General features: G+C 68.8%; 13 protein-coding genes. 10 read left to right on the plus strand and 3 right to left on the minus strand.

Going from position 1 to position 13,042, the window contains the following annotated elements:
* Positions 1-59 precede the first annotated feature (59 nt).
* Both TSH20_RS27405 and TSH20_RS36215 read right to left on the minus strand, forming a co-directional pair.
* On the minus strand, positions 60-266 hold the full coding sequence (locus TSH20_RS27405; protein ID WP_109155572.1) for a heavy-metal-associated domain-containing protein: 207 nt from the start codon (positions 264-266) through the stop codon (positions 60-62).
* Positions 267-293: 27 nt separating this feature from the next.
* Positions 294-1,433 carry a divergent polysaccharide deacetylase family protein gene (locus TSH20_RS36215; RefSeq protein ID WP_282183589.1) on the minus strand — a complete coding sequence of 380 codons (1,140 nt, stop codon included), beginning with the start codon at positions 1,431-1,433 and terminating at the stop codon, positions 294-296.
* 125 nt (positions 1,434-1,558) lie between these two features.
* On the opposite strand from TSH20_RS36215, the gene TSH20_RS27415 reads away from it, so the two are divergent.
* The 8 genes from TSH20_RS27415 to lexA all read left to right on the plus strand — a co-directional run bounded on the left by TSH20_RS27415 (position 1,559) and on the right by lexA (position 7,747).
* A complete protein-coding gene (locus TSH20_RS27415) occupies positions 1,559-2,011 on the plus strand; it encodes an STY0301 family protein (RefSeq protein ID WP_109155571.1) in 453 nt (150 codons plus the stop codon).
* Between the two features lie 160 nt (positions 2,012-2,171).
* Positions 2,172-2,780 carry an aminodeoxychorismate/anthranilate synthase component II gene (locus TSH20_RS27420; RefSeq protein WP_109155570.1) on the plus strand — a complete coding sequence of 203 codons (609 nt, stop codon included), beginning with the start codon at positions 2,172-2,174 and terminating at the stop codon, positions 2,778-2,780.
* Positions 2,777-3,811 carry an anthranilate phosphoribosyltransferase gene (trpD, locus tag TSH20_RS27425; RefSeq protein ID WP_109155569.1) on the plus strand — a complete coding sequence of 345 codons (1,035 nt, stop codon included), beginning with the start codon at positions 2,777-2,779 and terminating at the stop codon, positions 3,809-3,811. The genes TSH20_RS27420 and trpD overlap by 4 nt, the downstream gene beginning before the upstream one ends.
* Positions 3,811-4,614 (plus strand): indole-3-glycerol phosphate synthase TrpC, encoded by an 804-nt coding sequence (trpC, locus tag TSH20_RS27430; RefSeq protein WP_109155568.1) that lies wholly within the window; start codon positions 3,811-3,813, stop codon positions 4,612-4,614. Before trpD ends, trpC begins: the two co-directional genes overlap by 1 nt.
* Before the next feature lie 4 nt (positions 4,615-4,618).
* Positions 4,619-5,092 (plus strand): GNAT family N-acetyltransferase, encoded by a 474-nt coding sequence (locus TSH20_RS27435; RefSeq protein WP_109155567.1) that lies wholly within the window; start codon positions 4,619-4,621, stop codon positions 5,090-5,092.
* The gene (gene moaC, locus TSH20_RS27440; RefSeq protein ID WP_109155566.1) at positions 5,089-5,592 is read left to right on the plus strand and encodes a cyclic pyranopterin monophosphate synthase MoaC; all 504 of its coding nucleotides are present in this window, start codon (positions 5,089-5,091) and stop codon (positions 5,590-5,592) included. Before TSH20_RS27435 ends, moaC begins: the two co-directional genes overlap by 4 nt.
* Before the next feature lie 4 nt (positions 5,593-5,596).
* Positions 5,597-6,826 (plus strand): gephyrin-like molybdotransferase Glp, encoded by a 1,230-nt coding sequence (gene glp, locus TSH20_RS27445; protein ID WP_109155565.1) that lies wholly within the window; start codon positions 5,597-5,599, stop codon positions 6,824-6,826.
* A gap of 198 nt (positions 6,827-7,024) precedes the next feature.
* Entirely contained in the window at positions 7,025-7,747 is a 723-nt protein-coding gene (gene lexA / locus TSH20_RS27450) for a transcriptional repressor LexA (protein ID WP_109155564.1), read from the plus strand.
* Between the two features lie 150 nt (positions 7,748-7,897).
* Here lexA and TSH20_RS36220 read toward each other — a convergent pair whose 3' ends face one another.
* Positions 7,898-10,051: a ComEC/Rec2 family competence protein gene (locus TSH20_RS36220; protein WP_109155563.1), complete on the minus strand. Its 2,154-nt coding sequence runs from the start codon at positions 10,049-10,051 to the stop codon at positions 7,898-7,900.
* Between the two features lie 156 nt (positions 10,052-10,207).
* Here TSH20_RS36220 and gltX point away from each other — a divergent pair, with 156 nt between their 5' ends.
* Together gltX and gltA are read left to right on the plus strand one after the other, a co-directional pair.
* Positions 10,208-11,614, plus strand: a complete 1,407-nt coding sequence (gene gltX, locus TSH20_RS27460) for a glutamate--tRNA ligase (RefSeq protein WP_109155562.1) — start codon at positions 10,208-10,210, stop codon at positions 11,612-11,614.
* Between the two features lie 100 nt (positions 11,615-11,714).
* On the plus strand, positions 11,715-13,028 hold the full coding sequence (gene gltA / locus TSH20_RS27465) for a citrate synthase (RefSeq protein ID WP_109155561.1): 1,314 nt from the start codon (positions 11,715-11,717) through the stop codon (positions 13,026-13,028).
* The last annotated feature ends 14 nt before the right edge of the window (positions 13,029-13,042 follow it).

Genomic DNA, 13,042 nt, shown 5'->3' on the forward strand with positions numbered 1-13,042 from the left:
CGAGCATGCCGCAATATCCATATTAAGAAAATGGTTTTGTTGCACCGCACCCAAATCGGTCAGGCAGCAGCCCCAGCGAAATCGAAACCGGCCGCTTCGACCGCCTGCCGCACCACATCGGCCGGCACGCCGCCATCGACCAGCACGGTGCCGGTGGCGAGGTCGACGGTCACCGCGGCATCGGGCGCCGCCTTGGTGATCGCATTGGAAACGGAGCGGGCGCAGCCGCCGCAGGTCATTCCATCCACCTTGTACGCATCGGCCATCGTCACGGGGCTCCCCTTTCGGTCGGGTCAGCCGCCGGCATGGTGCGTCCGCACCACCGCGCTGACCGGGACAAGAACGAAGCCACGCTTTTGCACATCCGGCAGCCAGGACGCCAGAGCCTCGATTGTCGCATCATGCGGGTGACCGATGGCGACGGCATAGCCCTGCCGCTTCGCCACCTGCTCCGTCTTCGCCAATTGAGCCTTCACCGCCGCCACCGTCTCCTCGTTGTCGAGGAAGATGTCGCGGCCGACCCAGGGCATCTTCAGCTCCCGCGCCAGCCCGATTCCGGCGCTGTTGGGCGTCGTCCGGCTGTCCAGCCACAGCAGCCCGCGGCGGTGCAACTCCGCCAGCACCGGCGCCAGCGCCGCCCGGTCGGCGGTGAACCGGCTGCCCATATGGTTGTTCACCCCGACATAGCCGTCGAAGCTGTCCAGCGCGGCGCGGAACCGCTTCACGATCTCGCCCTTGTCCAGCGAGACCAGCAGAGCGTTCGGCCCCGGATCGGCCTTCACGCTGGGCTCCATCGGCATGTGCAGCATCAGCTCGTGCCCATTGGCGCGGGCCGCCTTCGATTGGGCCGACAGGTCGCGGGCATAGGGCAGCCAGGACAGCGTCAGCGGCCCATGGAGCCCGGCCATCCGCGCCGAGCGTTTGCGGTCCAGCCCCATGTCGTCGATGACGATGGCGATGATCGGCCTGCCCGGCGGCACCTCGGCCGGCAGCGCGTTCTTGCGCCACAGCGCGGCATTGCCCGAAGGTGCCTGCACCGGCGGCTGGGCCGGCGGCGCGGGCGGCGGCAGCATCGCCACCGTCGTGGCCGGCGGACGCGCCTCGACCTTATCCTGCGCCGGCTTTTCCGGCACCGCATGTTCCGGCCCTTCCGCCGCATGCACCGGCGCCTCGGCCTTCGCCGCAGGCGGAGACGGCGGCGTTGCGGGCAGTGCGGAGGCCGGCGCAGACGGCAGGGCGGCCTGCTGAACCGGCGCCTGCGGCGCCTTTTCTCCGCCGGACCGTCCGCCGGTCAACGTGGCGACGCCCATCGCCACGGCGAACACCGCGGCGACCGCAGCCAGAGCCAGAACGAAGGGATTCGACAGAAACGGGGGAAGCGAAGTTCTGCGGGCTTTCGAAGGCGCCTTGCGGGCCATGGTGACGATGTCCATCCTGCGACCGGGGCGCCGCACAGTGGCACCCCGCCGCCGCCGCCGCAACCGCCCAAACGGCGCAAAAGGCCGGGGCGGAACCCGCCCTTTCCATACCGCCAAGCCCACCCTGAAGAGTCCGTCCGATGCGTCCCATCTTTGTTACTGCGGCGTTCCTGCTGGCCACTTCCGCCCCGGCGCAGGCCGCCGGCGGCCTGCAATGCCCGGCCGGCCTGACGGTCCAGGCGCAGCCCGACGCCCCCGGCGGCTGGTCGCCCTACCCCGGCCACGACAGCCACGGCTTCGCCGGCATCACCATCGTCGAGGGCGACCGCGCCAGCGAAATGACCAGCGCCTCTCCTGCCTCGCTGGCCCCCGACCGCGAGGTCCGGCGCGGCCGCAGCATCGTCCAGGTTTGGGAGTTCACCGGTGCCCGGCGACGGAACATCTTCCTGGTCTGCCGCTACCGCGACACCCAGGCGACGCTCGCCGCCGACCTGCCGTCCCATACCCGCCGTTGCACCCTGACGCTGGCGACCGACATCCGCGGCACCGTCCTGGACGACCCGAAGACGCCGCCGCAGCTCGACTGCCGGTGAAGCGGCGAAGTTCTGCGCGGAGGCTGGAAATCCGCCCCCTCAGCCGCTAGGGTGTTCCTCGTTGGAACAGGGCCGGAACGGCCCCGCGTTGGAACAGGGCCGGAACGGTCCAGACGGCCCGGGCGAAGTTGGCCGGGCGAAGGTGGAAGGCGGAAGGCGCATGCTGCTGCTCATCGATAACTACGACAGCTTTACCTACAACCTCGTCCATTACCTGGGCGAGCTTGGCGCCGACGTGCAGGTCCGCCGCAACGACGCCCTGACGGTGCAGGAGGCGATGGCATTGCGCCCCGACGGCATCGTGCTGTCCCCGGGCCCCTGCGATCCCGACCGCGCCGGCATCTGCCTGCCCCTGATCGACGCCGCCGCGAAGGCCCGCCTGCCGCTGTTGGGCGTCTGCCTGGGCCACCAGTCCATCGGTCAATCCTTCGGCGGCCGGGTGATCCGCGCGCCGGTGCCGATGCACGGCAAGGTCGACAACATCCTACACCAGGGCCGCGGCGTGCTGGCCGGCCTGCCCAGCCCGTTCCGCGCCACGCGTTACCACTCGCTGATCGTCGAGCGCGAGACGCTGCCCGCCTGCCTGGAGGTGACCGGCGAGACAGCCGACGGCCTCATCATGGCGCTGGCGCACCGCGAGCTGCCGATCCACGGCGTGCAGTTCCATCCCGAGAGCATCGAGAGCGAGCACGGCCACAAGATCCTGCAGAATTTCCTGGACCTGACCCGTCCCCGCCCGGAGAACGCGACCCTGGAGACCGCAGCATGAGCGGCGACCTCACTGATATGAAGGCCATCCTGGGCAAGGTCGCCACCGGCGCCGCCCTGACCGAGGCCGAGGCCGGCTTCGCCTTCGACATCATCATGTCGGGCAACGCCACCCCGTCGCAGATGGGCGGCTTCCTGATGGCGCTGCGCGTCCGCGGCGAGACGGTGGACGAGATCACCGGCGCCGCCCGCGTCATGCGCGCCAAGGCGATCCCGGTGGAGGCGCCTCCCGGCACCATCGACACCTGCGGCACTGGCGGCGACGGGGCCGGCACCTACAACATCTCCACCGCCGCGGCGCTGGTGGTGTCGTCCTGCGGCGTGCCGGTCGCCAAGCACGGCAACCGCGCCATCTCCTCCAAATCCGGTGCGGCCGACGTGCTGGGTTCGCTGGGCGTCAACCTCGACTGCGACTTCGCGCTGGTGCGCAAGGCGCTGTGGGATGCCCACATCGCCTTCCTGATGGCGCCGCGCCACCATATCGCCATGCGCAACGTCGGCCCCACGCGGGTCGAGCTCGGCACCCGCACCGTCTTCAACCTGCTGGGTCCGCTCGCCAACCCGGCGACGGCCAAGCGCCAAGTCCTCGGCGTCTTCTCCAAGCAATGGGTGGAGCCGCTGGCCCAGGTACTGAAGCGGCTGGGGTCCGAAGCGGCATGGATCGTCCATGGCTCCGACGGGCTGGACGAGATCACCACCACCGGCCCCACCACCGTCGCCCAGTTGAAGGACGGCGAGGTGACGGTGTTCGAGGTGACGCCGGAGGATGCCGGTCTGCCCCGCGCCCGCATCGAGGACCTGAAGGGTGGCGACGCCCAGGTCAACGCCGAGGCGATCCACGCCCTGTTCGACGGGGTGCACAGCCCCTACCGCGACATCGTGCTGCTGAACGCTGCCGCCGCCCTGCATGTGGCCGGCAAGGCCGCGACGCTGAAGGAGGGTGTGGCGATGGCCGCCGACGCCATCGACAGCGGTGGCGCCCGCGACCGCCTTCGCCGGCTGGTCGCCATCACCAACGAGGCGGTGGCCTGATGAGCGACGTTCTGACCCGCATCAACGACGACAAGCGCGCGCTGGTCGCCTCCCGCAAGGCCGCCCGCCCGCTGTCGGAGGTCGAGGCCGCCGCCAAGGCCGCCAACGAGACCAACCCGCCGCGCGGCTTCATCCGGGCGCTCGGCGCCGCGGTGGAGGCCGGCCGCTACGGGCTGATCGCCGAGATCAAGAAGGCCAGCCCGTCCAAGGGCCTGATCCGCGCCGACTTCGACCCGCCGACGCTGGCCCGCGCCTATCGCGAGGGCGGGGCGACCTGCCTGTCGGTATTGACCGACGAGCCCTATTTCCAGGGAAAGGACGAGTATCTGGTGGCCGCCCGCGCCGCGGTCGATCTGCCGGTTCTGCGCAAGGACTTCATGGTCGATCCCTATCAGATCGTGGAGGCCCGCGCGCTGGGCGCCGACTGCATCCTCATCATCATGGCCTCGCTGTCCGACGCCCAGGCGGCGGAGATCGAGGATGCCGCGATCGGCCAGGGTCTGGACGTGCTGGTCGAGGTGCATGACCGCGCCGAACTGGACCGTGCGCTGCTGCTGAAGACGCCGCTGCTCGGCGTCAACAACCGCAATCTCAAGACGCTCGCCGTCGACATCGCGACGACGGAGGAACTGGCGGCCAATGTCCCGGCCGACCGCATGCTGGTTGCGGAAAGCGGGCTCTACACCCCCGCCGATCTGGCCCGGATGGCGAAGGTCGGGGCGCGCTGCTTCCTGGTCGGCGAATCGCTGATGCGGCAGGCCGACGTGACCGCCGCCACCCGCGCCCTACTGTCTCCGGTGTGACGCGATGCCCGACATCGCCATCGCCGCGGAAAGCCCGCGTCAGGATGCGGTGATCGCCCTGGTCGCCGCGCTCGATCGCTATCTGCTGGACCTCTATCCGGCGGACACCTGCCATCTGCTGGACATCGACTCCCTGGAGGCGCCGGACGTTCGCTTCTTCGTCGCCCGCAAAGACGGCGTTCCGGTCGGCTGCGCCGCACTCCGCGTCGATCCGACCGGTTACGGCGAGGTGAAGCGCATGTATGTCGATCCCGCCGCCCGCGGCCACCGCATCGGCGACCGACTGCTCACCCGGCTGGAGGAACAGGCGCGGGACGAGGGGCTGACCGCCCTGCTGCTCGAATCCGGCATCCACCAGCACGAGGCGCTGGCGCTCTACCGCAAGGCCGGGTTCGCCGACCGCGGCCCATATGCCTGCTATGAAGACAACGGCGTCAGCGTCTTCATGGAAAAACCGCTTCTGGAGACCGTCCGATGACCGGCTTCACCCATTTCGACGCCGAGGGCAAGGCGGTGATGGTCGACGTCTCCGACAAGGCGGAGACCGAACGCACCGCCACCGCCGCCGCCACCGTGCTGATGCAGTCGGAGACCCTGGCGCTCATCATGCAGGGCGGAGTGAAGAAGGGCGACGTTCTGTCGGTCGCCCGGCTGGCCGGCATCATGGGGGCCAAGCGCACGCCGGACCTGATCCCGCTGTGCCACCCGCTGATGCTGACCTCGGTCAAGGTCGACCTTTCCTGCGATCCCGCCCGCAACGCCGTGGACGTGACCGCCACCTGCAAGCTGAAGGGCCAGACCGGCGTGGAGATGGAGGCGCTGACCGCCGTCACCGTCGCGGCGCTGACCGTTTACGACATGTGCAAGGCGGTGGACCGCGGCATGACCATCACCGACGTCCGCCTGCTGCACAAGGCCGGCGGCAAGAGCGGCGAATGGGGTGCGTCCACCACCGCCGTCCCATCCGCAGGAGCATAATCTGATGATCTCCGTCGCCGAGGCGCGCGCCCGCATCCTGTCGGCATTCGCCCCTCTGCCGGCGGAGACCGTCGCCCTGCCCGATGCGCTGGGCCGCGTGCTCGCCGAGCCGGTGATCGCCCGGCTGACGCAGCCGCCCTTCCACGCCGCCGCGATGGACGGCTGGGCGGTGCGCGCCGCCGACATCGCCGCCGCGACCGCCGACTCGCCCGTCCCCCTGCGCCGCATCGGCGAATCCTCCGCCGGCCATGCGTTCGACGGCAGCGTCGGCCCTGGTGAGGCGGTGCGCATCTTCACCGGAGCGCCCCTGCCCGATGGCGCCGACGCCGTGGTGATGCAGGAGGATTGCAGCGCCGACGACGCCACCGTCCGGATCGGCCGCGCCGTGGTCGCCGGCCGCTTCATCCGCGAGGCGGGATTCGACTTCACCCTCGGTCAGGAGCTTCTGCCGAAGGGACGTCGCCTGACCGCCCGCGACATTGCGCTCGCTGCCGGCGGCAATGTGCCCTGGCTCTCGGTCCATCGCCGGCCGCGCATCGCAATCCTCGCCACCGGCGACGAGATCGCCCTGCCCGGCGATCCGCTGGGGCCGAGCCAGATCGTCAGCACCAACGCGCTTGGCCTCTGCGCCCTCGTCACCGCCCAGGGCGGCCTCGCCCACAATCTGGGAATTGCCAAGGATACGCCGGAGAGTGTGGCGGCCTTGGCGAAGGGGGCCGCAGGGTGCGATCTGCTGGTCACCACCGGCGGGGCCGCCCATGGCGAATACGATCTCGTGCGCGACGTGCTGGCCGAACGCGGCGTGGCGCTGGAGGTGCAGACCGTGGCGATGCGGCCGGGCAAGGCGCTGATGTTCGGCCGCGCCGGATCGGTGCCGCTGCTGGGTCTCCCCGGCAACCCGGTGTCCACCGGCGTCACCGGCGTGCTGTTCCTGCGCCCGATTCTGCGTCTGCTGCAGGGCCTGCCGCCCGAGGACGACCGCCTGCCGCTGCGCGCCCGCCTGACCACCGCGCTGAAGGCCAACGACCGGCGCGAGGAGTATCTCCGTGCGACGCTCGCCGCCGGCCCCGACGGCGTCCTGACCGTCACCCCCTTCGCCCGGCAGGACAGCGCCATCACCACTCTCTATGCCCAGGCCGATTGCCTGATCCTCCGCCCGCCCAACGCCGATCCGGAACCGGCCGGCGCCATGGTGACCGTGCTCCCCCTGACCGATGGAGCGCTCAGCATCTAGGACTTGGAACACCCCCCGAACGACGGATGGAACAGTTGAACAGCATCCCGAAAACTGTTTCACACTGTTCGAAATGTTCCGTTCAAGTTCTAAAAGAAGCCGCCGGGGGGCTTGACGCGCGGCAGGAACCAAACTAGAACATGGAGCAACGTTTAGTTTTTGTTCCATCTTCAGTCTGGCGACGGCCGGGAGGCATCCATGCTCACGCGCAAGCAGCACGAATTGCTGCTGTTCATCCACGAACGGCTCGGCCAGGGCGGTGTCTCGCCGTCGTTCGACGAGATGAAGGACGCCCTGGGGCTGAAGTCCAAGTCGGGCATCCATCGCCTCATCACCGGACTTGAGGAACGCGGCTTCATCCGCCGCCTGCCCCACCGCGCCCGCGCGCTCGAGGTTCTCCGCCTGCCGGAAGGCCTGGACGCCGCCCGCAGCCGCAGCGCGGCGCCCAAGCCGAAGTTCCAGCCCAACGTCATCAAGGGCGATTTCGCCTTTGCCGGCCGCGACACCACGCCTCCCGCCACGATGCCCGCCGCCAACGAGACCGTTCAGCTCCCGCTCTACGGCCGTATCGCCGCGGGCACGCCGATCGAGGCCCTGCGCGACAACAGTGCCTTCGTCGATGTTCCGGCCTCCATGCTGACCGGCGGAGACCATTACGCCCTGGAGGTTTCCGGCGATTCGATGATCGAGGCCGGCATCCTCGACCACGACACCATCATCATTCAGCGTTGCGACGCGGCGGAGAACGGCACCATCGTCGTCGCGCTGGTCGATGAAGGCGAGGTGACGCTGAAGCGTTTGCGCCGCAAGGGCAACACGGTGGCCCTGGAGCCCGCCAACGCCGCCTACGAAACCCGCATCTTCGGCGCCGACCGCGTCCGCGTACAGGGCAAGCTGGTCGGTCTCGTCCGCAAGTACTGACCTGCGGTCGGGGCTCTCCCGCACGAAGCTCAATTCCCTCTCCCGCCCAGCTCTCGCACAAAGCTTCGCTTTGTGCTGACGCGGCAGGCGGACCGAAGGTCCGCTGAGAGCGGGGGAGGGCTAGGGAGGGGGTCTAACTCCGACGGGCCTTCATCTCCCCCCGGTCCAGGGCCGATCCCCCCTAAGCCCTCGCACCGTCTCCACCCGGATGCCCTCCTCCGTCACCGTCAGCGTATGCGCTCCCTCATGCCGCAGCGCCCATCGGTCGACCACCAAACCGGCCCGGCACCCGCGCGCCACCGCCGCCGTCACCACCGCGTCCGCCGATCCGCAATCCTCGTCCAGTGCATCGGGCAGCCGCGGCAATGCCACCGTCTTCCCCCGCACCCGGTACAGACACCCCAGCGCATCGCAACTCAGCGACCGCCCGCCTTCGCTCCATCCGCCCGCCGCCGGCCAGGGCTCCGCCGCTGCCCGCTCCCCGTCGCGCTCCCTCCAGGTCTCGGTCAGCCGCCCGCCGCCCTTGCCCGAGCCACTGAGCCGCCCGTCCGGCAGCCTCACCGCCACCACCGTCCCGTCCCCCGCCACCAGCACGTCCGGCCGTTCCACCAGCATCGGCGAGGCCAACCCCGCCAGGATCGGCAGCATCCCCAGCCAGCGCCACCGCCGCGTCCATACGCACAGCCAGAGCCCGCCCACCACCAGCGCCGCGAATCCCTCCACCGGCATCGCCGGCACCGTCAGCGAAGCCCAGGGCAACCGACCGAAGAACTCCGCGGTCCAGATCACCGCCCGATCGCCCCAATTCATGGCAATCAGCGCCGGCGCCTCCAACCCGAGGGGCAGCAGCGCGTAGGCGATCAGGCTCCACGGCATGACCCAGAAGGACGTGATGGGAATCGCGATCAGGTTCGACAGCACGCCATAAAAGGCAATCTGCTGAAAATGGAAGAGCGAGAAGGGCAAGGTCGCCAGCGTCGCCACCACGCTGGTCAGCAGGATCCCGCCGACATAGAACAGCCCGCGCACCAACCATCCCGCGTCGCGCCGCCACTCCGCCAGCCTGACACTGCCACGCTCGAACGCCGCGATCAGCGCCACCACCGCCGCGAAAGACATCTGGAAGCTCGGCCCCAGCATCCCCTCCGGGTCCATGGCGATGGTGACCAGCCCGGCGAAGGCGACCAGCCGCATGCTCAGCGGATGGCGGTCCAGCATGATCGCCCCCATCACCATGCCGGTCATCAGCACCGACCGCACCGTCGGCAACGGCGCTCCGACCAGCAGCGTGTAGGCGAGCGCCGACAGGATCCCGAACAGCGCCGCGATCTTCTTGATCGGCCATCGCAGAGCGATATAGGGCACCGCCGCCAGCAGCGCCCGCACCACATAGAACAGGATGCCCGCCGCGATGCCGACATGCAGGCCGGAAATCGACAGAAGATGCGCCAGCCCGCTGTTGCGGAAATCATCCAGCGTCGCTTCGGGAATGCCGAACTCCTCGCCATTCAGCAGCGCGGTGGTGACGCTCGCCTCCACCGGGTCGCCGATCGCCGCCGCGACGCGCTCCGCGATGGCTCCCCGCGCCCGTTCGAAGGCGATGGCAACCGTGCTCCATCCCGTCACCGGCGGCGCCTCCACCTGCTCCACCGCCCCTGTGGCAAAGCCGGTCCCACCCAGACCCATGAACCAGGCCCGCCGCTGGAAGTCGAAGGCACCGGGTTCCGCCGGCGCCTGCGGCGGCAACAGCGTCGCCCGCAGCCGAACCACCGATCCCGGAGCGGGCGCGGGGTTGCGGTCGGACAGGCGGATTCTCAACGCGGCCGGCGTCTGCTCCGGTGCCAGTCTGCTGACCGTCACCTCCCGCATGGTGATGCGCACAGCACCCGGTCGCCGCTCCACGGCCATCACCCGCCCGGTGACGGTGGCGCCCGCGATGCTTCGGGTCAGGACCGGCGCCGCCATGCGCGCCGTATGCGCCTGCGCCACCAGAAATCCGGCTGCCGCCATCAGCAGAGCCGTCGCTACCCCGGCCAACGCGAACCAGCGCCGCACAGCCAACAACAGGATCACCGCCCCGCCGACCGCCGCGAGTCCGCCCCACCAGACCGGTTCCTGCCGCAACCCGAAATACAGCGACACCCCCGCCCCAAAAGCGACGGGCAGCCACAGAACCCAACGCTCCCCCTCCGCCCCTGCCAACGCCGCGAGTCGCCTGCCGGCGCGCGCCAACAGGCGCCGCCATCGTCCGCTGAGCGCCGGTGGGTTATCCGTCTCCTCCTCCGGCCAGCCGGCGGCGGTCACCGGCAGCGGCTTCCCGGCGCAGCGATGCCGCCCGCGGGCCCTTCAACGACCGTCCATGCACGCATCGCATTGCCTCCAAGCCGGGTGGCTGTGTTAAACCACGGTGTCGAACCACCGGCGCATCATACCAGCGCCGAACCGGAAATTGAGAGACCGATGACCGTCGTCACCCGCTTCGCTCCGTCGCCGACCGGCTTTCTGCACATCGGCGGTGGCCGCACCGCCCTGTTCAACTGGCTGTACGCCCGCAACACCGGCGGCAAGTTCCTGCTGCGGATCGAAGACACCGACCGGCAACGTTCGACCCAGGCGGCGGTGGACGCCATCCTCGATGGGCTGAAGTGGCTGGGGCTCGACTGGGACGGCGACGCCGTCAGCCAGTTCGAGCGCAAGGACCGTCATGCCGAGGTGGCGCACCAGATGCTGGCCGCCGGCAAGGCTTATCGCTGCTATTGCAGTCCGGAAGAGCTGGAGGAGATGCGCGCCGCCCAGAAGGCGGCCGGGCAGCCGATGCGCTACGATGGCCGCTGGCGCGACCGTCCCGATTCCGATGCCCCTCCGGGCGTTGCTCCGGTGATCCGGCTGAAGGCGCCGCAGGAGGGCCAGACCGTCCTGAACGACCTTGTCCAGGGCGAGGTGACGGTGCAGAACGCCCAGCTCGACGACCTGATCCTGCTGCGCGCCGACGGCACCCCGACCTATCTGCTGGCTGTGGTGGTCGACGACCACGACATGAACGTCACCCACGTCATCCGCGGCGACGACCACCTGACCAATACCTTCCGACAGATCCAGATCTTCAACGCCATGGGCTGGGACCTGCCGCGCTTCGGCCATATCCCGCTGATCCATGGCCCCGACGGCGCCAAGCTGTCCAAGCGTCACGGCGCGCTGGGCGTCGATGCCTACCGCGACATGGGCTATCTGCCGGAAGCGGTCCGTAACTATCTGCTGCGGCTCGGCTGGTCGCATGGCGACGACGAGATCATCTCGACCGAACAGGCCATCGAGTGGTTCAACCTGGAGAGCATCGGCCGCTCGCCGTCGCGCTTCGACTTCGCCAAGCTCGAGAATCTGAATGCCCATTACATGCGGCTTGCCGACGATTCCCGACTGTTCGGTCTGATCGCCCCGCGCCTGGAGGCGGAACTCGGCCGCGGCCTGAGCGACGCCGAACGCGACCTTCTGACGCGGGCCATGAACGGCCTGAAGCAGCGCGCCCGCACCGTGGTCGATCTGGCGCAGAGCGCACGCTTCTATGTCGCGCCGCAGCCGCTCAGCTATGACGAAAAAGCGTCCGCGCTGCTGGACGAAAAGGGCCGCAATCTGTTGAAAGAACTGGCGGCTGCCTTCGCCGAAGTGCCGGATTTCACCGCCGCTGCGCTGGAATCGCAGGTTCGCGCCTTCGCCGAGGCACGGGGCGAAAAGCTGGGCAAGGTGGCTCAGCCGTTGCGCGCCGCGCTGACCGGATCGACGGTGTCGCCGCCGATCTTCGAAGTGGCCGAACTGCTGGGCCGCGAAGCAACGCTTTCTCGCATCCGCGATGCAGCGGGTGCAGCATAATGGTCACTTCCGTGCGTTGCCATCGGGCAGCCTTGGAACTATGCTGCGCCGACGAAAAAAGGGCGCCAAGCCCGACCCTCAACGATAAGGACGTGCCGAGATGACCCAGACTGAGGACGGCAAGGATACCGTAACCCTCATCGACAATAAGACGGGCAAGCAGGTCACGATGCCGGTCCTGCACGGCAGCGTCGGGCCGAGCGTGATCGACATCCGCAAGCTCTACGCCGAGACCGGCCACTTCACCTACGATCCGGGCTTCACCTCGACGGGCAGCTGCGAGTCGCAGATCACCTACATCGACGGCGACGAGGGTGTTCTGCTGCACCGCGGCTACGCCATCGACGATCTGGCCGAGCATTCGACCTTCCCGGAAGTCTGCTTCCTCCTGCTCAACAACCATCTGCCGACCGCGACCGAGCGCACGGAGTTCGAGAACATCCTGCGCCGCCACTCGATGGTGCACGAGCAGCTGACCAAGTTCTACAGCGGCTTCCGCCGTGACGCCCACCCGATGGCGATCATGTGCGGCGTCGTCGGCGCCCTGTCGGCCTTCTACCACGACTCGCTGGACATCAACGATCCGCAGGCGCGCAAGATTGCCGCGCACCGCCTGATCGCCAAGATGCCGACGATCGCGGCCATGGCCTACAAGTACTCGACCGGCCAGCCCTTCATGTATCCGCGCAACGACCTGTCGTATGCGGAGAACTTCCTCTACATGACCTTCGGCACACCCTGCGAGCCGTTCAAGGTCAACCCGATCCTGTCCAAGGCGATGGACAAGATCTTCATCCTGCACGCCGACCACGAGCAGAACGCCTCGACCTCGACCGTCCGTCTGGCCGGTTCGTCGGGCGCCAACCCGTTCGCCTGCATCGCCGCCGGCATCGCCTCGCTGTGGGGTCCGGCCCATGGCGGTGCGAACGAAGCCGTTCTGAAGATGCTGGAAGAGATCGGCTCGGTGGATCGCATCCCCGAGTTCGTCCGCCGCGCCAAGGACAAGAACGACAACTTCCGCCTGATGGGCTTCGGCCACCGGGTCTACAAGAACTACGACCCGCGCGCCCAGGTCATGCGCCAGACCTGCCACGAGGTCCTCGGCGAGCTCGGCATCAAGGACGAGCCGCTGCTGGACATCGCGATGGAGCTGGAGAAGATCGCCCTCTCGGACGAGTACTTCATCGAGAAGAAGCTCTATCCGAACGTCGACTTCTACTCGGGCATCATCCTGAAGGCGATGGGATTCCCGACCAGCATGTTCACCGTGCTGTTCGCGCTGGCCCGCACCGTCGGCTGGATCAGCCAGTGGAAGGAGATGATCGAGGACCCGGTGCAGAAGATCGGCCGTCCGCGTCAGCTCTACACCGGCCAGACCAAGCGGCCGTTCGTGCCGCTGGCCGAGCGTGGCTAACCGGCCCACAGCCC

The sequence above is a fragment of the Azospirillum sp. TSH20 genome, from assembly GCF_003115935.1.
Taxonomy (GTDB): Bacteria; Pseudomonadota; Alphaproteobacteria; order Azospirillales; family Azospirillaceae; genus Azospirillum.